A 20,916-nucleotide genomic window follows, 5' to 3' on the forward strand; every position below is an offset into this window, starting at 1 on the left:
TTCATTCACCTACCTGTATATGAACGGGAATATCCATTGAGTTGATACTTTGCTTATATTCTCGCCTGTAATTTCTATATCATTAAAACCTTCATCTAGCGTTAACCACTGCCAATTAGTGTCAATACCTACACGATTGTTATTAATGAAAGGATGTACGCCATTTATGGTTAGCGTTTGATTATTCTTAATAGCTTTCTTGTACTCGAATGTATCTCCAGTAGTTTTATTAGTTACCTTAAATCCTTTAGGTGCGTCTATATTAATGATTAACTTGAATCTATGTCTTAGCAAAGGGTTAATCACATCAGATGAACCATTATAAATTTTAAAACTCGTTGTATCATGTTTGTACTTAATTTCGTCGTCAGATAACAAACCACCTTCGAACTGCCAATCACCACTTGATAAACTAAATTCATCTGTATCTTTCAGTGATTCTGAATAGCCTTTGAATACTACAAAAGTCACTGCAAAAGTAGCAAATGAGTTAGTTAAGTTTTCATTATCATTACTATCACAATACACTGCGTATTTCTTACCAGGCATATCTGAGTGCCAAACATAATATGGTTCACGTTGGTATAATATATTCCTCAATTTTTGCTTGTACAACTTCAAGTCTTTTGTGTCTAATCCTTTAAACGAAAAGTTTAAAATCAAATTAAAAGGACCGAACGTAGTCGGCCCCATAAGCACTCCATCAGTACCATTGATTTCAGTTGTATTTGCATTAACTTCCACATCTTCTTCGATGTGATCTAAAAACAATAAATTAGCTGTATCAGTTAATTTAACATCAAAGTTATCATTAAATAATCTAACTTCTTTTTTCAAATTAGAAAGCACCTCCCATATTGTATGCCATCATTTGCATTCTCTTGCCTTGGTCTCGTGAAATATCTTGTTCATTATAACCTTTAGGTTGTCCTTCGATATTCTTACTGACACCTAGTATCTTCATCAACAAATTATTTTGTTCTCTAGTTGCTTGTAACTGTTGTTGCATTAATTGGATTTCAGTATCATTACTACTTTGATTGCTATTACTATAATTATTACTAACCTGATTAGGTCGTTTATTCTTCTTATCCTTAATCTTACTTTGTGCATAAGTAATAAGTTTCATCGCATCGCTTGCACGTGCTGGATCAAGTGGAACTACTACTTCACTGTGTCCATCTTCGGCAAGGTTATACATACCGTTTTGGTTTATGATTCCACCTGTTTTATAAGGTAAACCATGTCCAATACGGTTAAGCATTTTCTTAGGTCCATAGGTAGCTTTAGCGTATCTCATACCGGCAATTAGGTTGTCCAATGGGTTCCAAATATCACCATGTCCTGGTAATTTATATTGTCCAAATGTTCCAGGTTTAACTTGTACTAAACCACTAGCACCGGATGCGTTTCTAGCTTTAGGGTTGAACGTTGATTCAGTTCTTGCTTGTTCTTGCCAAGCTTTAATGTATTGACTAGTTTGTGGTAGTCCAGCCATTCCCAATGCTTTCTTGATCGTGCTACCGTATTTACCGCCGGCTTTGCCACCACCATTGTTTTTCTTAAGCCAATTTGTCGGGTCAAACGGTACTCCATTTTTTCTCATTTCATAGTGTAAATGGGGTCCAGTAGAACTACCTGCGCCAACACCTTGTCTTGATGGATCACCACCTGATTTACCAAGTACAGTACCAGGTTTAACTGATTTAGTACCAGTCCAATTCAGTTTGCTTAAATGTCCGTAAATAACTTCCATAATTCCTGATTTGATAGACATCATGTTACCAAATCCGCCATTCCAACCGTGTGAGCCTGTAGCTTTACCTGATACAGTGGATTGTACCGTTGTCCCGTAAGGGTAGTTTATATCTAAACCATGGTGCGCTCTTGGGAACGGATAACCTTGTGCCGAAGCTTCTGCTGCTGTTCGAGCAAATCCAAAGTTGATACCACGTGACAAGTCAATATATCCACCGTCACCGTCCCCACCTTCAAGTTCATCAAACCAACCAGTCAATAATGTTTTTAACCCATTTTTCAGACCACTATATCCAAAGTCCATGACTCCACCCATAGCGCCTTTGACACTCGAGAAGTCAACACCGAAATGTTTCATCACTTTACCAACTAATTTACCAGGGTTGGAAGCGTAATCCATCACATCCCCAATAGCTTTACCTAGTGAATCTTTTGCTTGTTTAGCTTTTTCTTTAGTCCAGTTGAAAGCATCCTCTGCAAAGTTTCCACCAGCATTACCAGAGTTTTTAGGTACATACATGTCACCATGTGGTTCCTCATGTTTATGTCGTTTCTTAGCTTGTTTCAATAAGTCTGCACCAGTACCAGTTGAAAGATGTGGACGTAAAGCTTTGGATTGTATACCATTATGAACTGCGTCACCACGTTTTAACCTTACAACTTTGTTGCGTCCTTTAACCTGTTGTAATTTACCGTTTCTACGTTGTATGATTTCTTTGTGACCACCGGGTCCTCGTGCGTTACCTAAACCTTTATCATTAACTACTGCTCTAGTTGATTTTGTCAGTTGTCCTTGTGAGTTAGTTTGAACACCAGGACTCGCTGCAGTACCAGTTGATAATGGTTTGATTTTATTCTTGATAAGTTTTTTCTTCATTATCTTATCTGAAAGTGTATTGATTCCGTCAATCATAGCGTTGAGTCCTGAGATAGCACCGTTAGCGACACCTTTACCAAGGTCACTAGCTACTTTCTTGAATCCATCTTTAGCGTTCTTAATGAAGCCTTTGAGTTTGTCTAACCATTCAACGCCTTTGTTATACATGGCTTTGAAACCATTAACTACTCCATCTTTAGCTCCAGTTGCAAGATTAATCACGGATTTCTTCAAGGATTTCCATTTATCTACTACTGAGTTTTTCAAATCCTGTGTAATATTCTTAGCTGTATTGAATAGATTTTTGAAAATTCCTTTGATACCTGACCAAAGTTGTTTAGCTACACTCACTACTGTATTCTTCAAAATACGCCATAGTTTGATTACTGCATTCTTCAAGGCATTAGTAATATTCTGTAGGTTCTTCCTCATTCCTGAGAAGTTACCTTTTAGTAAATTAGATAAGGCTTTAGCAATATTAACCACAACAGTTCTCATAGTTGAGAAAATTACAGTTACTGCTTTTTTCAGTCCGTTAAAAATTGTTCTAATTATGTTAGACATTACTCGGAAAGTTTGAGGTACTATTTTTCGGATTAAAGCTACTGGATTAGTTACTGCTAGTTTGATGTTCGACCAAATAGCTTTAGTAAATTTCCAAATACTACCAAAAATATTACGCATGAAACTTGAAATCCATCCGAATACTCTCTTAACGATTCCCCAAATAGAACCAAGAACAGAAGAGAATGTTCCTCTTACTGCACCTAATGAACCTGATACAACTTTCTTAATTAGGTTTAATCCTAGTTTGAATACACCAAAGATTTTACCTACGAACCAAAGTTGAACTAAATTCCAAATGAATTGGAAAGCTCCAAAGAATATATTTTTTACACCTGACCACATTAATTTGAAGTTACCTGTGAACAGTCCTGAGAATACCTGTATTAAACCCATGATAACTTTTAGACCACCATTTACTACACCCTTGATAGCCTCCCAAGTTGAGACGAAAATATATTTGATAATCGCCCAGCCAACTTTAAATATAGCTTGTATTCCCGGCATAATAAATTTAATAAAGGATAAGATTCCTCCAAATACAGATTTGAATAATGAACCTATTCCTGAAAGTATTGGTCGTATTATAGACCAAACAACCATAAATCCGATCTTAATATTGTTTAGTGCTTCCATGAATTGGGGACCATTTTCTGCCCAAAATTGACCGAAAGTTTTAGCTAGTTCTCGTCCGAATTTTGCAATCGCATTACCAATTGGTGTAAGCACGGTCATAATACCAGACCACAATATTTTAAATCCAGCTACAACGCCACTGATAGCACCGTTCACAATATTTCTGAACGTCTCAGATTTCTTATAAGCTATAACAAAGGCTGCACCAAGTGCGACAATAGCAGCAATTGTCAATCCAACTGGACCAGTAGCAAGTGTTAATGCCATTCCTAATTTAGGAAACAGTGAAGTGACACCCGCAATGATTCCACCTGCTGATTTACTTGCGACCGCTACTTGTCCCATTATTCCTAAAAATCTACCAAATGGACCAAACACACCGGCAACCATGAAACCTATCTTACTGAAAATACTCAACAATGGACCAACTGCAACAAGTGTTAATGCTGACCATTTAACAATTCCGCCCAATACTGATTGAGTTGTACTACCTAAACCGTTCCACCATTTAACAACACCACTAATACCATTAGCAATAACTGTGAAAGCATTTGCTAATTTAACACCAGTCTGTGTTGCCCATTTTTGAGCGCCATCAGATTGTAATAACTTTTCAAACTCATGTAACGAACCTTTAGCTTGTTCGAACACACCACTTAATAGACTTTCACCAATCATACCCACATAAGCTTTAGTATTCTGAACCATACCTTGCCAAGATTTAGAATAAGCACCAGCCATACCTCCAGCAAAGTCGTCCATTACTGTGGTGAAGTCTTTCGCGCTCACTTCTCCGGCTGTGACCATTTCTCTAAACGCATCGTAAGATACACCTAGGTGTTTAGCCATTGCGTTACTGAAACCGGGCATGCCTTCTTCAACCATATTCAACTCTTGGGTCATTAACTTACCTTGACCTTGTACACGGTTAAATATCATTGCCATTTCTGATACAGGTCTGTTACTACCTACGGCGGCATCACCAACAAGTTTGATATAGTGTTCAAGTTCCTTACCTTCTTTTACACCTGCTGCCAATGCACCGGCTGCGACGTCGGTACCTTCTGCCATTGTGGTCATACCACCTTTAATAGCATTGGTTACCTGTCCAGTGATTGAACCAACTTCTTTAGTTGAATATCCCAATCCTTCAAGTTTATCTTTAGCTGTGTCTAAACCAACAAGTCTATCGAAACCAAGTTTTGCAGTTATACCACCCATAGCAGCACCAGCTATTAATGCAGGTTTGGTAATTTTACTTGTAAGAGTCGAACCAATTTCAGCCATTTGGGTCGATACGCCTCTTATCTTCGTACTCATACCTTCAAAGCCTTTGCCCATCTTAGCCCAACTTGTATTATCTACTTTTTGAGCTGTTTTAAATTCATTCATCTCATTTGTAGTATTAACAATTTGTCGTCCTAAGAAGTGCATTTCTCGTTCTTGATCAGATATACTTTTCTGTAACCCTAAAGCCTGACTACTTGAATAACCTTGAGCTTTTCCAACTTCATGGTATTGTCTTGTTAATTCTTTTAAGTTTTGTCTTGATGCTTTATGAGCTAAAGTTAAATCTTTAACATTCTTTTCATACGAAGCAACACTTTTCTCACCATATTGTAATTTCTTTGATGAAGTAGATACTTCACTTTTCAAAGCTCTAAACGATTTGTTAATCTGACCAACTGTACGCTGAATACCCATATCTTTCATGGATAATTCTATTCGCATACTTCTTATATCTTCTGCCATTTCCTCACCTACCTTTCAAATGTATTTTCGTTAGATAGAGAAAGCAGTAATCATCGATTCACATTTGTAATTAATAGGTACATTCAGAAACGCTAGTATCATACTTGATTCGTAATCCAACTTATTATCCTTTTTCATCTTGTCACCCCTTTATCAAGTGAACGCTGAAATCATTGACTCCTTATGCTCTTTTTTCTTAGCCTCTCCATTCAATTCATCAAAGACAAAATAAAAAGGCATATCCAAAACATTATTAATGTTCTGACCGCCTTCTTTCACCATGTCTTGAATCGTTGCTTTAAGATTGTTTTTATAATCTCCCCAACTGTTGACAGTGGTTTGCTTTATTTTTTTATCAGTCACTTCATCATCGACACCCCGACCGCTTGCAACGAATGTCACCTGTTCATACAGGTTGGTCATCGCTTCATGTAGCGGTAGTCCATCGATTAACTGTGACTTGGTAAACTGTTCATCATAAATTCTTACAACAAGGTCAAGCAACTGGTGTAAATCTTTTATATTAGGGTTATTGTTTGAAGATGAAAGGAAATCTACACATTCATATACGAGGGATAACTTTAAGGAGGGACGAGTATTGAACGTGTCCCACTTCAAAGGTTCACCTGATGAATCAAATTGCGTAACAAATTCTATACTGTTACTTTTCATCGTCAATCACTCGCCTTATTATTTTTTAGGAAGTTCACCAGTAGAGATAAACTCGATATTTTCTCTGATAACTCTAACCGCATCTGGAGCATGTAATCCGTCCATTAATTGGTCAGTTGTGAATTGGTTGTTGTAAAGGTCACAAATAACTTGCATCATTTCGTCCATTGCTTCCATTTCTGATTTATCTTCTAATTTTTCTAACTGTTTAGTAGCTTTCATTAACTTACTGAAAGGAATAAAAGTTGGTGTTTTAAATTCTTGTGTTACTAATTCCCCGTTTTCTTTAACTTCTTGGATTAATTCAATACTCATTTGTTTAGTTTTAGTTGTCATAGATAATTACCTCTTTTGTTTTATTTTTTGTTATAAGAAAAGAGATGCTCACAATGTGAACACCTCATTCATGATTGCCTTGCCCCTATTCAGCAACAATCGATGCTGAATCAATACCAGCATCAATTAATACGTTTTGGGGAGTCTTAGGGTGTAACTGGTTTAGCGTCAGGATGTTCAACACCAAATACTTTTTGATAAATAGCGTCACGCATTGCTGTTTCGCCTTTTTCGTCACGTCCAAGAATCATTGCTTGTTTACCTTCAACACCTTCAATGTCTGTAGGCATGAATTCACCAGTAGATGCATCTTGTGAGAACTCAACGCCATCTTCTTTAGTTTGTCCTTCAACTTCTGGGAATGTGAATAATCCTTTTGGTAAACCAACGTATTCAACTGCACCAGATTCCATAGTTTTTTCAAAGATAACTGAAACGTATGGTGGTGTATTATCTCCAACATAAACAAGTCCATCTTCTGTTTTAGTTAAACCGAATAGAGCTACACGATCTTCTAATGGTAAATGGTGGAATGTAGATTCAAGTTCAATTGTTCCATTCGATACTGCCATTTCTGCCACAGAGTTATCACCGTAAGCTTTTTCAATTGATTGTTCTTTAGATACCGATACTTCTTGTAAATACTCAATACGTTCTACTTTCTGCGCTTCTTCACCGTGTACTTGATAGTGGAAACCTGTTAATCCTGTAAATGAGTTATATTTTTTAGCCATTATAAATACCCCTTATTAATATATTTTTTTCCTCTGTATTGTTTAGAGGTTTGATACAATTTGAAATCTGGGTAGTATTCAGGTTTGAATGAATTGAATTCTCCGAACCCGAATTGCTCCCACATGATTTTTGAAACACATAAAATAAGCTCCCTACTGAGTAAGGAGCCATTGACTTGATTATTTTGTTGTTTAACGAACACATCTATTTGTAATAAATACTCATAAGTTAGAGGATTGTCATCTGCAAAATCTGACATCACCGGACTAAACACTTCATCAATAACAATTACGTTTTGAGAAATGTCGTTAGCGTTAGGGTGAATTAGAAACTCAATATCACCATTTCGGAAATGTTTAGAAATGACAGGGTCATCTAACAAAGCATTGTGAATCTCAATGAACAAATCTGTCATCTCTTATTCATCTCCCTTTTGATGATGTCGAAATACTGGTCGTTGTAATAACGTAAGACAGTATTAACTGTTCCAGCACCTCTAGGTTTGTAGAAAGAACCATTTTTAAGATAATGACCTTTTTCATTAATGTAAGCTAAAGATTTATGATCTCCTCGCCAGTAAATGTTCCCAATCATTTCAGAACCCACTTTATTCGGATTCCTTAAATCAGTACCAACAGCAAGTTCACCAGTATCTTTAACACGATTTAAATTAGTTGCGATTTTGTTCCTTATAAAGTTCCCACCAGCTTGTATAGCTTTCTTTTCCGCCTTGTTCATACTTGGTCGACTGTAAAGTTTGTATATATCACTTTCGATTGCTTCAAGACCTTCTATTTTTACGACCATATTTTAGAACCTACTATTTTAATAGTGTATTCATCTTTAGGAGCAACATTTTTAATGTTAAATTCAGTGTCTTGATACATACCTGTCTGTATGACGAAGGTTTGTTTTACATTGGGAACAAACTCTGGAAAAGTATTACGAACAACTAACGTCACATTGACACTAGAGGTTTCTAAACTACTTAGTTCAATATCTTTACTAGATGGTTCATATATTTCTCCCCATGATTTAAAAACTTCTTCTTTTCCACCCATACCAGGATAAGGGCTATCAGTACCACTAGAGTAAAACGTTACAAAGTCTTGCATTGCATCAACTCTCATACGGATAACCTCCCCTTAATTTCTGTATGGCACCAAGCACACCGTCAGGACATGTTTTATAATCAATGTCTGAATAAGCATATCGGCTTCGGAAATAATGAGAAGCAAGGAGAACAACACCACGTTCAAAAATATTACTTTTTTCGAAATATTCTTCGTTACGTGTTAAATCATCAGGATAAACAGAGTCTTTGATTTCTGACTCTGCCCATTCCTTATACATTTCAATTAGTGAATCTTCCATTGAATGTGTAACGTGCATATGAAGCTTAAGGGTTTCCAAATCCATCATGAATCACCCTTTCTTATTGTGCCGATGCATCCGCTGAATCTTCGTTAGTGTTAACTTCAACGTTCTCAGGCTCAGTCGGTGCGCTTTCTTTAGTAGTGAAAGCAGGAACATCAACTTTTGCTGATTCTCCCGATTCGTTACTAAATGCCACTTTATAAGTACCTGCTGGATATTCAGTAGCAGCATCTAAACCTTCAACTGTTACTGACGCTGTACCATCTTCTGAACGCTCAGCTTGTCCTACAACGGATTGTCCTTTATATACTTTTAATACATCTGCCATCGTATTGCCTCCTAATTAACTGTTATTCTTGCTGATTTGATGTTTGCCTTAACATTAATGTTATTAGGCTTCGCTGGGAGTCTCTTCTTTCGAAAAGTCAGCTTTAACAAAGAATCCAGCGTTAGCATCAGCTTGTTGAACGTCAAAACGGAAAGCTCCCATTAAATAACGTCCGTAGATGTTGTGTTGGTTCCAAGAAAGTGATACGTCTGAACGATCTGCAAAGAATACGCCACGTTTTACATCGCCAATGAAAGCATTAGCTTCACCTTGTTCACCTAGTAAGTCGTCACGTACTACTGTTACGTTCATACCTAATACTTTGTTCCCAGCTGTGTTAATAATTGAATCTTGTAGCAAATAACGTCCGTTACCATCAACTAACGTATCTAATTGTTGGTAGAATGATTGAGAACAAATGATTTGACGGTCATAAGCAGGGTCAAGATCAACGTTGATTAGTTGTTTTAAACCGTTAACACCTGTTACTGTTTTTGGTGCAAATGATTTCAATACTGTACCGATTTTCTCGTTTAAAGTATTGATTTTTTGTTCTTGAATATTATTTGATACTAATTGAATTAAATTATCTGCACTGTCAGCGATTGCTTCTTCAGATAAAGGAATAGCGCCACGATATGTGTTAACTTCCCAACTAATTTCCTTGAATTCTGGTGCTGCTAATTCAGGGTTTTCTTTCAGTTCTTCAACTGTGTTAAATTTCTCTGTAGCACGTAAAACAATAGGATGTTTACCAGACGGGTTTTTAACAGATGTTTTTTGAACCAATGTTGATAAATCTTGAACTGTTTTGATTTCATGTTCAGCAATATAAGAAATTGCTTCGGGGATAATTACACCTACATCGTCAGATTTAACACTTGCACGAGTATTGCCTTTAGATTTAATATAATCTGCTAAACCTCTAACATATTCCTCTTTTTTTCTAGTCTCTTCTGTACCTGAGTTGATTTCCGGTTTGAAAGTTTGATTCATTCTCGTTTCTCCTTCTTGTCCTTGTGATTTGAATTCAGGGTTATCTCCTTTCGGTTCGTCCCCTTCATCTTCTTTATCTTTAAGTCCTATTTCTTCCTCGACTTTTGTAATACGTGTATCTAATTTCTTAATTTCTTCCAATGCATCTTTAGCTTCATCCGGCTTTTCGTCCGCAATAGCTTTCTCAGCGACTTCTACTTGTTCCGCTCGTAATGAACGTAATTCTTTGATATTTTCAGACATTTATATTGCCTCCTACTCGATTTTTTGCATAAAAAATAGACCTACTTTGTTTTAAGTAGATCTAATTGCAATTTAAGTAATTCATTTTGTGTTCTTATTTCTTCTTGCTGTCTCATGCGAATTTCTTCTTGTTCCTGTTCCTTAACTGCCTCAATACTTCTTAAAGCTGGAGCAACATCCGTATCGTTATATGCCGGATAAGTCACGACTGATACGTCGAAAAGACTACGGATTTTATTTAATGTTCGTTTGAACAATCCATCATCTCTCTTTTCGATTGTGTCACCATCATCATCAAGGATGAAACCAAAACTACATTGATTGATATTTCCTACACGAATGTTTTCATATAAATCACGACTGTAAGATGTATCAGGCAACTGACAACGGAAGTACAACCCTTCATCATCAACTTTTAAATCCAAAGTCTTAGAAGTCGTACGTCCTAACACCTTACTAGAATCATGGTCAATCAAACATCTTACATCAGATAAATCAGCATCTTTTAAAGCTTGTGGGCTTATAGTCTCAACAAACCCACCTAAGTCATTTGATAATGTGTTAAATCGTAAGGCATAACCTTCCACAATCATTTTTTCATTATCAACTGCTTTAATCGTTTCTGTAGAACGTAATTCTAAGCTGTTTCTTAATTCAATGTTATTCAATATTATCACCACCCTTCAAAGTGGGTTGACCCTCTGTATCAGGATTTGGTGCTTGGTTGTTTGTGCTTGTTTTTCTTAACTGGTAATCGTCAGCAATATCCGCACTGATGTGATTAAGGTCAAAGCGTGGAATAGCACCCACACCGTTATCATACGGTTGTCTACCGATATCAAAACGGTATTCATCGTGTGTAATAGCGCCTTTTTCAAGTTGAGTATTCAATGTTTCAATGTAAGAATCCCAGTCAATCTTACGGAAGGAACTACTATCAAATTTAAATTCCTTATTGTATTGATCTTTACCATTAACAAGTTTGAAATTTAATTCAGATTCCCAAGTTTTCATATAACCACCTAAACAGTTGGTTAAATAATCATTGTTCACATCTTTTAATGATGTGTTGGAAAGTTCCATACCGAATTTAGACAAAGGTATTTGAAAGGCTTTTGCAATAGCCTTGGTAGGTGTTTGATTCTTGCTGATAACGTCTAACAACGAGCTGTCAATTTCTAACTGCTCGTAATCAAGTGTTGAATCAAGTACAAGCACCTTACCTGCGTTATCCTCGCCTGCGTTAGCCTTAACAAATTCATCACGCAACTTATTTCTAGCTTCTTGGTTCAACTTACCGTCTTTAACTTTCAATAACCCCGAGTTCTGACCACCATTCGCAAAGAACTTAGTAAAGAAACTCTTTGTAAAACTTTGTGTATTCATATCTTCCTCAATAGCATCTAAGACTCGTAAAGCGCTGATACCATCTAAGGTAAAAGGTTTAATATCGATAATGTCTTTAAAATCAACATCTAAAGACTCGTTATTTTGTGAAACTTCGTAATAGTAGTTTCCTTTTTTATCAGTTTGTATGTTCACTCGACTCGTAGCGAGATGAGTCAATTGGACAATTTGACCAGCCTTACGTTCCACATGAATATAACCATGACCAGTAAGCAATGCGTTCATCATAACGATATACTTCAACATGTAACCATTCATATAAGGATTAGGCGATTTGTTTAATAACATTTCTAATCTATCCTTATCCTTATACACGCCGTTTTCCTTAATTCTGATATCAAGCTTTGCAATATCTCGACTAAGTAATGTAACAGCAGTCCATAAATCGCTGTTTTTAAGCGCCTTATGCTCGTTGTAACCCACTAACGATAGTGGTATGGATTGAGTTGGAAAAGCGCTTAGCAAAGCGTCATCAGACTGCATGACAATTGGCGTACTTCTTGTTTCATAAAATATTCCCATTAGTTTTATACACCCCCTTTACAGATATGTCGTTTATTCTGTCGGTTGTTGGGATTTCTCACCAACAAGTATCAATGCAATGAGTATTAATGTTGCTCCAGTAACTATTAACCCTGTAACCAGTCCCCATTGTATGTAACAGGCTGTGTTGACAACGATTAATCCCAATAAAAAAAGCAACGGTATCAAGTTATTGATAATCGCTGCTCCTATGAGTTTAAATTTGTTTAAAGTGTTCATTTTTTAGCCTCCGATAATAAATATTCGATTACTAAAATCCCTTCTTTACAATCGCTAATACCTAAGTTATATTTTTTAGTTTGTTTTTTAAAATCTTCAATGTATGATTGTAATTCTTCTCTTCCACTTTTTGCATGAATTAAAATTTCTTTATGATTTTCAATTTCACAAACTATGAAATTAGACTTACCGAAGTTATCGATAAAATCATTACCATAAAATGAGGTTTCCAAGTCGAGTAAAATCTCATTTCTAACTATAATGTTTTCATTTGTTAACTGTAATTCCTTTTTAGCAGTTTTTATTCGTTCGTTATTTGATTTTATCCACTCTTCAAATTGTGTAATTTCCTTTTTCAACTCATTTAACTTAGCTTCATAAAATTCAACTTTGTTCATTTAGTTGACCTCCTAGATCAATTCAAATTTGTTAATATTATCAAGAACTATTATATGATAAGGTAATCCACTTTCTTTCCACATTTTTGCTAATTTTATTCTTGATTCCGCTGTAGAGTTAGCATTCAAAGAAAGAAAAACTATCATATTCTCTTTATCCAAATAAATATCCATTTATCAGCTCTCCTAAAATCCGAAATCATCGGACATGATATAATCTTGTAAATCTGATTCAAATTCGTAATTAATAGCTTGACTGTATCCTGTAACTAGACTTACAAGTGCATCAATTTTCTGTCTGTTGATTTTCTTATCTAATATCATCATGTTGTTGTTATCAGTCTTAGTAATTGCGTTTCCAATTGCTAAATTCAAGTTAGGATTGTTATTATGCACAACCCGTTTCTCAAATACATCTAATCTAAACTGTTTCAATACTGGACCAAGTGATTTATAATCTTGTGCAACTTGTATTAAAGGATGTCCGGTTTCTTTTTCCATCTTGGTTACAAAATAGGACGATTCCCACGGATCATAACAAATGGCTTTAACGTTTAACTCGTTATCGTCAATAAAATCAATTAACCAGTTTACAACTTGTTCAGGGTCAATGATTCCTGACTCAGCATGTGTCAAACTAGCTTTATCAGTACGAACTAACTTCTCGTAATCTATTTTATCCCTCTTAGCCTTCTCTTGAATCGAGTTCTTGAAGCCTACAAACACATGTGCGTCAACGTAATACTTCTTATCCTCTAACGGATAGATGAATGTCAAGGCGGTTAAATCTTCACTTCGTGATAGGTCGACGCCTATGTAAACATCTTTACCTTTGATGTCCAATTCGTCCTCCATGTAACCAGCTTGCCAATCGTTCATCTGAATATACGTATCTTTACTTGATTGTCTCCACAGGTTCATGTTCTTAACCAAGATACTGTTTAAATCGTTCTTATCGATACCTTCTTGTACATCATCGTTTATATTCTCACGCAATACCTCTGCAATACTTTCAACTTCTAGCAAAGGATTGGATTTAATCCATGTAGAAGGGTCATGTATCTCGTCCTCACTGTCTTGTTCAGCACAATATACAAAATAGTTATCATTCTTAACTTCTCTGTTCAGTAAACGTGTTATATATTGATATTCTTCATACATAGGTACGTTCAAATCTTCACCAGCTGTTGAAATGATAATAAGCAAAGGAGATTTCAATAATACTTGTCCTCTACTAATCGATTGCAACATATCATTAGACTTAGCAATGTGATATTCGTCAATAATACCTAACGAATACTGTTCACCCTCTTGGCTTCCAGCATCTGAAGATGTAGCACGAATCTCAGAACCATCAATAAGGTTATTTATGATTTTCCTACTGTCTGTAATCTTTGTATTCTTTTTAGTGTATTGTGACCTAGAGTTAACCGCTTCAAGTTGTGACTTAACCATCTTATAAGCAATAGATGCTTGGTCTCTGTTGTTTGCAGTCAAACCAATAAGTCGTTCAGCTCTTGGTTCGTCACCGTACAGTAAATCGTACAATGCTAACCCAGCTATTGTTAAAGTCTTACCATTTTTACGAGCCATTGAGACATAAGCTTTAGTGTATCGTCGATTATCTTCCGAATCTCGCCAACCCATTAAAGAACCAACGATAAACGTTTGATATCCAGCTAATGTTAATAGTTTTCTACTCTTTGGATCAGGTAGCTCACCAAAGAAATCAATAACATTGTTAGCTCTCTCATAATCGAAATGATAATTGAGTAAAGGATTGCTCAAATCGTCTAAATGCCTTTGACAACTCTGTATATTCTTTCGACTAGCTAAAATCTCACCACTGACTACTGCTCTTGCATATTCTGTTGTATAATCTCTTTCGTAATCTATCATTTTGCAAATCTAGCCATTGGGTCGGCATCTTCCTTCTTAGTTTCAGTAGGTGTGAAGATTTTAAGTCGTGAATCAATGGTTAACCCTAGCTTGGGTGCGATAGAATTGATGATATTGAAAGAATCTACTTTAACTCGGTGCCAAGGATTAACTTTCGAACCTCTTTCAGTGAAAGTTACCGTTTCACCTCTGGCAAGTTCTACTGTTGCACGTTGATAGTCAGAATACGCTTGGCAATACGCTGAAACGAGAGCCAAGTCTAAACTAGCTATCGGTAATTCTTGTAATAGCGGGATAATCCTGTCATATTCTACTTTAGCAGTACCATCTAACCAATCAGGAGGCTTATTATCCAAAGGTTCCAAGTCTCTGATAGATTTTTCCGCTGCTTTCTTACTTTCTTGTTGTTCTACGGTAAGGTTTCCCTTATTCTCTGACAGCAATTTCAAGTTTCTTCCCATGTTTTAACCTCCTTTTGATTAGATTTAATTCAAATAGTACGCAATTTTACTTTTATTACTAGAATCCGACTCGCGGAAGGGTATCGGGTCGGGATTTGTCCTGGTTAAAAGTCCGCCATTGAAAGTGACTGCCCCTTCATAAAATTAAAAATAATTTATATAAAAATATTATTTAAATTCTAAAATCAAAACTTTTAAAATATATCCCGGTACATTTCAGAGCCGAATGTTAAATACCCGCCGTCAATATAAATTCGACTTAACTTATAATTTTCATTTCTCCACTTTTAATCTTCTTTGTTTCTCTCGAATAGTCTTAACGTTATGGCAAGCGTGACACAGTGGCTCAAGATTACTCTTATCCAACCTCTTATCCCAATCGTCTCTCAACTCAGCTATATGGTCTACCACATCTGCTTTGGTGTACAACCCTTTGCGTAAGCAGTTGCAGCATAACCAATCATGTGCAAGCATTACACTATGTCTTGTGTCCTTCCATGCTTTACTGTTATAGAATCGAATGAATGTTTGATCTCTTTCATATCTAAATGAATCATAATTCTTTTTATAATCATTCTTTAATTCTTTATGTTCATCACAATAACTTTCATTGAATGATATTAATTTATTACAATTAATCTTATTACATTTCTTTAATGGAATTGTTCTAACATCTTTCACAAACATAATCATTTGATTAAACAATCAATTGAATAATCTTTCATTACATTTACTTATTACTTTGTTATCAAAGATAGAACTAAACATAGAATAATATTAGCGAAATAATAAACATAATGTTCTATCAATGATTAGCAAAGTCTTATGAACTTACACATTGTTATAGCTTTCTATGTGTTGTCTTACCTATCTCTTAAACGGTTCAAGACCTGTTGTGCTATCAACGTGTAAGGTATTGGGTCACAGGTATCAAGGTTGTAACCACGAGGCTCAAAGCCCTGACCTATAACCATACACCTATTCACCGACCACCTAACAAGGCATGTGTCTAATGTGTCCTATTCAAAGGCACCTATATAATGTGTGCTTATCTTTGTGGCGTATGAATACGTGCATATAAAAAGACACACCCAATCACAAGGTGTGCCTTAGTTATAATATAGTATGTGGCGTTGTTTAACCTCGTTACCACATCGAGCATAATATAGTATTGTTTATTTATAATGTGAGTTTTACCTCATGGGTCAATTATATAAAATAAATTTAGTATATCCTAATACTGCGCAAACTCTGCAATCTCTGCATTTTCTGCATACTTACTGTTGTGCTTCCATGTACACTTTGACTATTTGTTTAATGCGGTTATATATATTACGTTCACTTATATCTAATAACCTTTCAATCGTGCTTACCTTTTCACCTCTCTTTAATAACTGAAGTAAATGGTAGTTCTTGGGATTACTTACTTTATGTTCATGTTCATCCACAAAGGATGTCTCGGTCGCTAACTTTTTAATCTGCTTATTGTTCTTATCGTTCATCATCACTCTGACTAATACCTTATCACCAGTACCACCCTGCGCTTTAGGCATAGCCGATTCAATACCATACTGTGCAGTAGATGTACTATCATACTCATACACTTGGTCTTCAATTAAATTAGTTCTCCAGTAGTACCCTGTAATTAATTCTCTTACCGATGATTCACTGTACATCTAATACCTCCAGTTATTTAATTCGTTTATCCCACTTATCTTTAATCTCTCTAATATCTTCATCAGTAAGCTCATCTTCCTTCAATCTCAACACAACATCGCCATGATCATTGAATATAATATCTAATAAGTATGCCACCTCATATTCCAGCGCATCTATCTTAGTATCTTTGACTGTGTTTAATATAAGTGAAATGACTGCGATTACGCCTAGAAGTATAGTTGCTATTATCCAGAACATCATTCACTCACCTCATAATCCATCGGGTACTGATCCACCGCATCGTTTGCTTGTCTGCGTGTAATAATTTCATTCGTAACATATTTGCTTAGTTCGTATACTGCTATGATTAATAGTGTTTTAAGTATTCTCATTGGTCACTGTCCTTTCTTGGTGGTGTAGCGTGTTTTCTATCAGGTATGGGTTTATTTATAGACCGATGATTATTAAAACTAGATGGCACTACACTTAACAACCCTTTAGGTTTATTTGCAATCTCCTCCGCCTCTTCCTTACTCTCTGCACTCACAATCTCGTAACGCTCATTCTCACGTGGTTTGATGACTTCAGTGAAGGTGTGGTTAGTCGAGTCGGTTATGTGTCGGATTAAATAATCAGTCACGCTGCAACACTTCCTTTACCTTTTGTAGTATGTCTTTCTTACAAGTCTGATTCTTTGATGAACGTTCCATTGATTGTCTTTCCTTTTCTTCCTTTGATTTCGTCATACGCGTACTGTAAACAATCCTCTAATGTCATTCCATGTTGTTGTGCCAATATAATTAAAGTAACGACTGTGTCGCCTATACCGTCTTTTAAGTCGTCTAGTTTGTTGCGTGATAATGCTGCACCAACTTCTCCAGCTTCTTCATAGAATTTCAACGCTTGTCTATCTGGATTACCTTTGTCTAGGTTCTTATCTATACTCCATTGTTCTACTTGTTTGATTAATTCGTTCATAATCATCTTTCCTTTCTATATTAGAATTTTGTATAATGAAAATTAGTAAATAAAAGCGAGGTAATAAAATGTCAAAACTTACAATCGATGTACAGAAAACTTTAAACAATAGACCAACAAACCAAACTACTTTAATAAATATTGATTTACCTGAACAATGTCCTTATTGCGATCAATTACAGACCCCAAAATTTCTATCTAGTTCCGGAATTGAAGAAAATTCTTTTGAATTTTCTATAATTTTAGAGTGTAATAACTGTAATCAACATTTTTTACAATCCTATAAATTCAATAATTCATCATCATTCACAATGGGCAGAACAACTTATAAAGCAGATAAATTGCCACCTGAATATCAATACGACAATGAAGCACTTACTTCCGAAATAATTTCATGCTCTAAAGACTTTGCCAATATACATAAACAACTTAAAATGGCTGAAAAGCATAACTTATACGAACTATTAAAATTAGGTTATCGTAAAGCTGCCGAGCAATTAGTTTGGGATTACTTGATAAAATATGAAGAAAAAAATGAAAAGTCGTTACAAAAAAAACAACTCCCTGAAAGAATTAGACTTCTTAATTTACCAGAAAGCAATTGGCTTTCTGATTTGCTTTCGTGGGTAGGTAACGATGGAGCACACCCTTATCAGCGCCATGAAAGTTTAAATAATGAAGATATGAAAGTGCTTTTAAACATACTTATTAGTAATATCCAAACTTTAATCCAGCAACATAACTACAAATCTTATCATTCTGAAAATAAATAAGTATCTTCAATAACTGTGATAAATTGACCGTTTTTATTGTATAAAGCTACAACATTTCTATAAGGATCTTTTTCACTTCCACTACCAACTGTTGTTTCAACCTTTATTAAATTTATTTCTTTCACTTCAGTTGGTAATTCTTTTTTCACTAAATATTTATCCATTATTTTTGCTCCAATCTATTAATGTAGCCTACCAAATCTATATAGCGACTTACACCAGGATTGTTTTCTGCTTTCAAACGTATGTGGTTGGTTAGGGTGGTGTATAGATTAACGTATGAGATAAACTCATTTCTTTGTTTCTCTGATTCCTGCCACTCGTCAAAGTAAGTATTAGATTGTATACGTAATGCTTTGTTTTCGTGTTTCTGGTTCTTGATAATTCTGTCTGCCCCTTTAAAAGCATTATCTTTAATATCATTCAAACTACGTAACTTCTCATTCTCCCGTTCCAACCTCAATACTTCACATTGAGAACGTTCCGCATAATCCATTGCGTTCTCTGCTCTCTTTCTGTACCTCTCATTATTTGCTTTCAACACTGCTATATCATCGATTAGTGTGTCGCGTTCTGCTTTGATTTTGTTGTATTTAAAAGTTAACCTTTCTTTTTGGCGTTCTAACCAACTGTTATAATCTACTTCATAACTCACCCTCACCACTCCTTTACATAGTTGTCCACATTACCAATAGTATGATTGCCAGTATTATTACGACTGCTAGCCAAACTGTGAATTGTTTCATTATTCGACCATACCTTTCTCTTTCGTCCATATTAAAGTCAATGTTCTATCATCATTCATGATATAAAATGCTAATGAATTACTCTTTCTTAATTCTCCTATACTTTTATTGAAGTTAGTACTTGTAAAACCATGTACTGTATAATGTGCCAATCTTTTAATATCGCTGAATTCGTCAATTTCTTCCTCGACTTCTATAGTGAAAAGTAGTGTAGGTGTTAACGGTTCCTCAAAATACAAATCTCCACCAATATCGAAACCTAATTTATAAGTAACTCCATCAAAGTTTGGATTTGATTCAAATACTCTATGCTTTATATCATTATCCATCGCCCACTCAATCAACTGCGGTAAGTTTAGTTGTTTCTTAGTTTTAATTTTCATTCCTAATCCCCTCCATTATCTTCCTGTTCCGTTTTATATCCTCACGTGGTACTGCTACGATTACACTTCTATCATTCGAAGATATTACGAATCCCTTAACACCTTTATCACGTAGTAACTTTGCAACTTCATGTGTCTGTAGCCCACATGTATCTAATTTATACTTAACTTTTATAGTATCTGATAGGATCATAGCGCTAACTCTTTCTCTATCTCTGCAATACTTACTTTTTCTGCATACAATCTATTACTGTCCGGGTATTTCATAACATAGCTTCTATTCTGTTTACATGACAGATAAGTTATTGAATCTTCTTTAACACCTAACATGTCTGCACATTCTTTACGTGTACCATGACAAACGACTTCTTCACCTTTATATATCACGTAATCAAATTTAGCTTCTCTCCCCATCATATCCACTTCCTATCGCTATATCATAAGTATCATCAATGACTTTCGTGTACTCTCCCATTTCAACTACTGCTTGTGGTTCTCCATCGTTGTATATCAATTCTTTAACTGTTCCATATTCTGATAACGTTTTACCTCGCTTAATGAACCAAACAGTGTAGCCGATATCCAAATCTCTAATCTTCATCTACTTCACCACTTTCGGAAATACATCATTTTCTGATAAATGTTCAAACCACTTACTTCTACGCTTAGCGTCCTCTATCATCTGCAGGCGTTCCTGTTCCTTACGTTGCTTATGTTCTTCCAACTCAACCTTACGTTCAGCACGCTCTCTATCCTCTGCATTGAGTCTGTCCACACCTTGACGTTGGTCATACTTTCTAATGTAGTTTTTTAAGTGTTGTCTACCTTTCTTCGCATGGTATCTAATTCTCATGTAATGGATACCAAGTTGTTTTGCTTCCTTGTAATCTTCTACATCCACAAACACTTCTTCGTTATCATCTATCATCACGAAACATAAGTTACCTTTATCATCTTTTGCTCTGCTTAAATTGATATTCATTAGTCTTTTACCTCCGGCTCACTAAATTCTATAAACGTTCCATCTAAATAATCATTCACGTATTTATCCATGTCTTGACCAATACGATCTAACACATCGTTCGCTTCTTCATTTGGTCTTTGTATAAATGGCACTGTCTTTTCAAACGATGCAGTATACTTAATCTTTATTGTTTCTTCATTCATTGGAATCAC

33 protein-coding genes and 1 pseudogene are annotated in these 20,916 nt (G+C 35.5%); 1 reads left to right on the forward strand and 33 read right to left on the reverse strand.

Translation table 11 applies throughout. The features are described from left to right. Window positions 1–9: 9 nt before the first annotated feature. The 25 genes and pseudogenes from ACP3TL_RS06320 to ACP3TL_RS06435 form a co-directional block, all read right to left on the reverse strand. Window positions 10–837 carry a phage tail domain-containing protein gene (locus ACP3TL_RS06320; RefSeq protein ID WP_285325562.1) on the reverse strand — a complete coding sequence of 276 codons (828 nt, stop codon included), beginning with the start codon at window positions 835–837 and terminating at the stop codon, window positions 10–12. A 1-nt stretch (window position 838) separates the two neighbouring features. Then, window positions 839–5,587, reverse strand: coding sequence for a peptidoglycan DD-metalloendopeptidase family protein (locus ACP3TL_RS06325; protein WP_285325561.1), 4,749 nt, complete (start codon window positions 5,585–5,587; stop codon window positions 839–841). Between the two features lie 153 nt (window positions 5,588–5,740). Continuing rightward, a complete protein-coding gene (gene gpGT / locus ACP3TL_RS06330) occupies window positions 5,741–5,869 on the reverse strand; it encodes a phage tail assembly chaperone GT (RefSeq protein ID WP_410529878.1) in 129 nt (42 codons plus the stop codon). An 81-nt stretch (window positions 5,870–5,950) separates the two neighbouring features. Next, window positions 5,951–6,259 (reverse strand): annotated as a pseudogene (gpG, locus tag ACP3TL_RS06335) (phage tail assembly chaperone G); the annotation flags it as partial. An 18-nt stretch (window positions 6,260–6,277) separates the two neighbouring features. Further along, on the reverse strand, window positions 6,278–6,595 hold the full coding sequence (gene gpG, locus ACP3TL_RS06340) for a phage tail assembly chaperone G (protein ID WP_285325560.1): 318 nt from the start codon (window positions 6,593–6,595) through the stop codon (window positions 6,278–6,280). 146 nt (window positions 6,596–6,741) lie between these two features. Then, on the reverse strand, window positions 6,742–7,332 hold the full coding sequence (locus ACP3TL_RS06345; RefSeq protein ID WP_285325714.1) for a major tail protein: 591 nt from the start codon (window positions 7,330–7,332) through the stop codon (window positions 6,742–6,744). Beyond that, window positions 7,329–7,745 (reverse strand): hypothetical protein, encoded by a 417-nt coding sequence (locus tag ACP3TL_RS06350; protein ID WP_057511923.1) that lies wholly within the window; start codon window positions 7,743–7,745, stop codon window positions 7,329–7,331. Before ACP3TL_RS06350 ends, ACP3TL_RS06345 begins: the two co-directional genes overlap by 4 nt. Then, a complete protein-coding gene (locus tag ACP3TL_RS06355) occupies window positions 7,742–8,137 on the reverse strand; it encodes a hypothetical protein (protein ID WP_285325559.1) in 396 nt (131 codons plus the stop codon). The genes ACP3TL_RS06350 and ACP3TL_RS06355 overlap by 4 nt, the downstream gene beginning before the upstream one ends. Continuing rightward, window positions 8,128–8,460: a hypothetical protein gene (locus tag ACP3TL_RS06360; RefSeq protein WP_285325558.1), complete on the reverse strand. Its 333-nt coding sequence runs from the start codon at window positions 8,458–8,460 to the stop codon at window positions 8,128–8,130. Before ACP3TL_RS06360 ends, ACP3TL_RS06355 begins: the two co-directional genes overlap by 10 nt. Further along, entirely contained in the window at window positions 8,450–8,749 is a 300-nt protein-coding gene (locus tag ACP3TL_RS06365) for a head-tail connector protein (RefSeq protein ID WP_285325557.1), read from the reverse strand. Before ACP3TL_RS06365 ends, ACP3TL_RS06360 begins: the two co-directional genes overlap by 11 nt. 16 nt (window positions 8,750–8,765) lie before the next feature. Further along, window positions 8,766–9,035 carry a fibronectin type III domain-containing protein gene (locus ACP3TL_RS06370; protein ID WP_285325556.1) on the reverse strand — a complete coding sequence of 90 codons (270 nt, stop codon included), beginning with the start codon at window positions 9,033–9,035 and terminating at the stop codon, window positions 8,766–8,768. A gap of 63 nt (window positions 9,036–9,098) precedes the next feature. Further along, window positions 9,099–10,274, reverse strand: a complete 1,176-nt coding sequence (locus tag ACP3TL_RS06375) for a phage major capsid protein (protein ID WP_285325555.1) — start codon at window positions 10,272–10,274, stop codon at window positions 9,099–9,101. A gap of 41 nt (window positions 10,275–10,315) precedes the next feature. Beyond that, window positions 10,316–10,867 carry an HK97 family phage prohead protease gene (locus tag ACP3TL_RS06380; RefSeq protein ID WP_410529879.1) on the reverse strand — a complete coding sequence of 184 codons (552 nt, stop codon included), beginning with the start codon at window positions 10,865–10,867 and terminating at the stop codon, window positions 10,316–10,318. Window positions 10,868–10,934: 67 nt separating this feature from the next. Then, the gene (locus ACP3TL_RS06385) at window positions 10,935–12,164 is read right to left on the reverse strand and encodes a phage portal protein (RefSeq protein ID WP_285325554.1); all 1,230 of its coding nucleotides are present in this window, start codon (window positions 12,162–12,164) and stop codon (window positions 10,935–10,937) included. Window positions 12,165–12,236: 72 nt separating this feature from the next. After that, complete coding sequence (locus ACP3TL_RS06390) at window positions 12,237–12,443, reverse strand: hypothetical protein (RefSeq protein WP_285325553.1); 207 nt, start codon at window positions 12,441–12,443, stop codon at window positions 12,237–12,239. Further along, window positions 12,440–12,841 carry a coiled-coil domain-containing protein gene (locus ACP3TL_RS06395; protein WP_285325552.1) on the reverse strand — a complete coding sequence of 134 codons (402 nt, stop codon included), beginning with the start codon at window positions 12,839–12,841 and terminating at the stop codon, window positions 12,440–12,442. Before ACP3TL_RS06395 ends, ACP3TL_RS06390 begins: the two co-directional genes overlap by 4 nt. Window positions 12,842–12,853: 12 nt before the next feature. After that, window positions 12,854–13,015, reverse strand: coding sequence for a hypothetical protein (locus tag ACP3TL_RS06400; protein WP_285325551.1), 162 nt, complete (start codon window positions 13,013–13,015; stop codon window positions 12,854–12,856). 12 nt (window positions 13,016–13,027) lie between these two features. Next, window positions 13,028–14,740 (reverse strand): terminase large subunit, encoded by a 1,713-nt coding sequence (locus tag ACP3TL_RS06405; protein WP_285325550.1) that lies wholly within the window; start codon window positions 14,738–14,740, stop codon window positions 13,028–13,030. Next, window positions 14,737–15,096: a phage terminase small subunit P27 family gene (locus ACP3TL_RS06410; protein ID WP_285325549.1), complete on the reverse strand. Its 360-nt coding sequence runs from the start codon at window positions 15,094–15,096 to the stop codon at window positions 14,737–14,739. Before ACP3TL_RS06410 ends, ACP3TL_RS06405 begins: the two co-directional genes overlap by 4 nt. Window positions 15,097–15,474: 378 nt before the next feature. After that, a complete protein-coding gene (locus ACP3TL_RS06415; protein ID WP_317134758.1) occupies window positions 15,475–15,894 on the reverse strand; it encodes an HNH endonuclease in 420 nt (139 codons plus the stop codon). A gap of 584 nt (window positions 15,895–16,478) precedes the next feature. After that, window positions 16,479–16,877: a hypothetical protein gene (locus ACP3TL_RS06420; protein WP_285325548.1), complete on the reverse strand. Its 399-nt coding sequence runs from the start codon at window positions 16,875–16,877 to the stop codon at window positions 16,479–16,481. Window positions 16,878–16,890: 13 nt separating this feature from the next. Further along, complete coding sequence (locus ACP3TL_RS06425) at window positions 16,891–17,121, reverse strand: DUF1514 family protein (protein ID WP_285325547.1); 231 nt, start codon at window positions 17,119–17,121, stop codon at window positions 16,891–16,893. Beyond that, window positions 17,118–17,252: a transcriptional activator RinB gene (gene rinB / locus ACP3TL_RS06430; protein ID WP_210146187.1), complete on the reverse strand. Its 135-nt coding sequence runs from the start codon at window positions 17,250–17,252 to the stop codon at window positions 17,118–17,120. The genes ACP3TL_RS06425 and rinB overlap by 4 nt, the downstream gene beginning before the upstream one ends. Further along, entirely contained in the window at window positions 17,249–17,500 is a 252-nt protein-coding gene (locus tag ACP3TL_RS15000) for a DUF1381 domain-containing protein (protein ID WP_484378946.1), read from the reverse strand. The genes rinB and ACP3TL_RS15000 overlap by 4 nt, the downstream gene beginning before the upstream one ends. Window positions 17,501–17,538: 38 nt before the next feature. Further along, window positions 17,539–17,838: a MazG-like family protein gene (locus ACP3TL_RS06435; protein WP_285325546.1), complete on the reverse strand. Its 300-nt coding sequence runs from the start codon at window positions 17,836–17,838 to the stop codon at window positions 17,539–17,541. 68 nt (window positions 17,839–17,906) lie between these two features. Between ACP3TL_RS06435 and ACP3TL_RS06440 the strand changes: the two genes are divergently transcribed. After that, window positions 17,907–18,611 (forward strand): hypothetical protein, encoded by a 705-nt coding sequence (locus ACP3TL_RS06440; RefSeq protein ID WP_285325545.1) that lies wholly within the window; start codon window positions 17,907–17,909, stop codon window positions 18,609–18,611. Here ACP3TL_RS06440 and ACP3TL_RS06445 read toward each other — a convergent pair. The 8 genes from ACP3TL_RS06445 to ACP3TL_RS06480 form a co-directional block, all read right to left on the reverse strand. Next, window positions 18,593–18,775 (reverse strand): hypothetical protein, encoded by a 183-nt coding sequence (locus ACP3TL_RS06445; RefSeq protein ID WP_285325544.1) that lies wholly within the window; start codon window positions 18,773–18,775, stop codon window positions 18,593–18,595. The two genes, ACP3TL_RS06440 and ACP3TL_RS06445, sit on opposite strands and share 19 nt — an antisense overlap. Next, window positions 18,775–19,266, reverse strand: coding sequence for a hypothetical protein (locus tag ACP3TL_RS06450; protein WP_426433213.1), 492 nt, complete (start codon window positions 19,264–19,266; stop codon window positions 18,775–18,777). Before ACP3TL_RS06450 ends, ACP3TL_RS06445 begins: the two co-directional genes overlap by 1 nt. Window positions 19,267–19,356: 90 nt before the next feature. Next, window positions 19,357–19,740, reverse strand: coding sequence for a hypothetical protein (locus tag ACP3TL_RS06455; RefSeq protein WP_285325542.1), 384 nt, complete (start codon window positions 19,738–19,740; stop codon window positions 19,357–19,359). Beyond that, window positions 19,730–19,933, reverse strand: coding sequence for a hypothetical protein (locus tag ACP3TL_RS06460; RefSeq protein ID WP_285325541.1), 204 nt, complete (start codon window positions 19,931–19,933; stop codon window positions 19,730–19,732). The genes ACP3TL_RS06455 and ACP3TL_RS06460 overlap by 11 nt, the downstream gene beginning before the upstream one ends. Continuing rightward, window positions 19,930–20,157 (reverse strand): hypothetical protein, encoded by a 228-nt coding sequence (locus ACP3TL_RS06465; RefSeq protein ID WP_285325540.1) that lies wholly within the window; start codon window positions 20,155–20,157, stop codon window positions 19,930–19,932. The genes ACP3TL_RS06460 and ACP3TL_RS06465 overlap by 4 nt, the downstream gene beginning before the upstream one ends. Beyond that, complete coding sequence (locus ACP3TL_RS06470) at window positions 20,138–20,341, reverse strand: hypothetical protein (RefSeq protein WP_285325539.1); 204 nt, start codon at window positions 20,339–20,341, stop codon at window positions 20,138–20,140. The genes ACP3TL_RS06465 and ACP3TL_RS06470 overlap by 20 nt, the downstream gene beginning before the upstream one ends. After that, a complete protein-coding gene (locus ACP3TL_RS06475; protein ID WP_285325538.1) occupies window positions 20,342–20,722 on the reverse strand; it encodes a hypothetical protein in 381 nt (126 codons plus the stop codon). Beyond that, entirely contained in the window at window positions 20,722–20,907 is a 186-nt protein-coding gene (locus tag ACP3TL_RS06480; protein WP_285325537.1) for a hypothetical protein, read from the reverse strand. Before ACP3TL_RS06480 ends, ACP3TL_RS06475 begins: the two co-directional genes overlap by 1 nt. Window positions 20,908–20,916: the final 9 nt, after the last annotated feature.

It is taken from the genome of Staphylococcus caseorum (genome assembly GCF_049943195.1).
GTDB classification, from domain to species: Bacteria; Bacillota; Bacilli; order Staphylococcales; family Staphylococcaceae; genus Staphylococcus; species Staphylococcus equorum_A.

Excerpts from the sequence above, each read along its gene's own strand:
- ACP3TL_RS06325 (WP_285325561.1), bottom strand. The coding sequence starts at position 5,587 with ATGGCAGAAGATATAAGAAGTATGCGAATAGAATTATCCATGAAAGAT.
- gpGT (WP_410529878.1), bottom strand. The coding sequence starts at position 5,869 with ATGGTGAAAGAAGGCGGTCAGAACATTAATAATGTTTTGGATATGCCT.
- gpG (WP_285325560.1), bottom strand. The coding sequence starts at position 6,595 with ATGACAACTAAAACTAAACAAATGAGTATTGAATTAATCCAAGAAGTT.
- ACP3TL_RS06350 (WP_057511923.1), bottom strand. The coding sequence starts at position 7,745 with ATGACAGATTTGTTCATTGAGATTCACAATGCTTTGTTAGATGACCCT.
- ACP3TL_RS06355 (WP_285325559.1), bottom strand. The coding sequence starts at position 8,137 with ATGGTCGTAAAAATAGAAGGTCTTGAAGCAATCGAAAGTGATATATAC.
- ACP3TL_RS06360 (WP_285325558.1), bottom strand. The coding sequence starts at position 8,460 with ATGAGAGTTGATGCAATGCAAGACTTTGTAACGTTTTACTCTAGTGGT.
- ACP3TL_RS06365 (WP_285325557.1), bottom strand. The coding sequence starts at position 8,749 with ATGGATTTGGAAACCCTTAAGCTTCATATGCACGTTACACATTCAATG.
- ACP3TL_RS06370 (WP_285325556.1), bottom strand. The coding sequence starts at position 9,035 with ATGGCAGATGTATTAAAAGTATATAAAGGACAATCCGTTGTAGGACAA.
- ACP3TL_RS06375 (WP_285325555.1), bottom strand. The coding sequence starts at position 10,274 with ATGTCTGAAAATATCAAAGAATTACGTTCATTACGAGCGGAACAAGTA.
- ACP3TL_RS06380 (WP_410529879.1), bottom strand. The coding sequence starts at position 10,867 with ATGATTGTGGAAGGTTATGCCTTACGATTTAACACATTATCAAATGAC.
- ACP3TL_RS06385 (WP_285325554.1), bottom strand. The coding sequence starts at position 12,164 with ATGCAGTCTGATGACGCTTTGCTAAGCGCTTTTCCAACTCAATCCATA.
- ACP3TL_RS06390 (WP_285325553.1), bottom strand. The coding sequence starts at position 12,443 with ATGAACACTTTAAACAAATTTAAACTCATAGGAGCAGCGATTATCAAT.
- ACP3TL_RS06395 (WP_285325552.1), bottom strand. The coding sequence starts at position 12,841 with ATGAACAAAGTTGAATTTTATGAAGCTAAGTTAAATGAGTTGAAAAAG.
- ACP3TL_RS06400 (WP_285325551.1), bottom strand. The coding sequence starts at position 13,015 with ATGGATATTTATTTGGATAAAGAGAATATGATAGTTTTTCTTTCTTTG.
- ACP3TL_RS06405 (WP_285325550.1), bottom strand. The coding sequence starts at position 14,740 with ATGATAGATTACGAAAGAGATTATACAACAGAATATGCAAGAGCAGTA.
- ACP3TL_RS06415 (WP_317134758.1), bottom strand. The coding sequence starts at position 15,894 with ATGATTATGTTTGTGAAAGATGTTAGAACAATTCCATTAAAGAAATGT.
- ACP3TL_RS06420 (WP_285325548.1), bottom strand. The coding sequence starts at position 16,877 with ATGTACAGTGAATCATCGGTAAGAGAATTAATTACAGGGTACTACTGG.
- ACP3TL_RS06425 (WP_285325547.1), bottom strand. The coding sequence starts at position 17,121 with ATGATGTTCTGGATAATAGCAACTATACTTCTAGGCGTAATCGCAGTC.
- rinB (WP_210146187.1), bottom strand. The coding sequence starts at position 17,252 with ATGAGAATACTTAAAACACTATTAATCATAGCAGTATACGAACTAAGC.
- ACP3TL_RS06435 (WP_285325546.1), bottom strand. The coding sequence starts at position 17,838 with ATGAACGAATTAATCAAACAAGTAGAACAATGGAGTATAGATAAGAAC.
- ACP3TL_RS06440 (WP_285325545.1), top strand. The coding sequence starts at position 17,907 with ATGTCAAAACTTACAATCGATGTACAGAAAACTTTAAACAATAGACCA.
- ACP3TL_RS06445 (WP_285325544.1), bottom strand. The coding sequence starts at position 18,775 with ATGGATAAATATTTAGTGAAAAAAGAATTACCAACTGAAGTGAAAGAA.
- ACP3TL_RS06455 (WP_285325542.1), bottom strand. The coding sequence starts at position 19,740 with ATGAAAATTAAAACTAAGAAACAACTAAACTTACCGCAGTTGATTGAG.
- ACP3TL_RS06460 (WP_285325541.1), bottom strand. The coding sequence starts at position 19,933 with ATGATCCTATCAGATACTATAAAAGTTAAGTATAAATTAGATACATGT.
- ACP3TL_RS06465 (WP_285325540.1), bottom strand. The coding sequence starts at position 20,157 with ATGATGGGGAGAGAAGCTAAATTTGATTACGTGATATATAAAGGTGAA.
- ACP3TL_RS06470 (WP_285325539.1), bottom strand. The coding sequence starts at position 20,341 with ATGAAGATTAGAGATTTGGATATCGGCTACACTGTTTGGTTCATTAAG.
- ACP3TL_RS06475 (WP_285325538.1), bottom strand. The coding sequence starts at position 20,722 with ATGAATATCAATTTAAGCAGAGCAAAAGATGATAAAGGTAACTTATGT.
- ACP3TL_RS06480 (WP_285325537.1), bottom strand. The coding sequence starts at position 20,907 with ATGAATGAAGAAACAATAAAGATTAAGTATACTGCATCGTTTGAAAAG.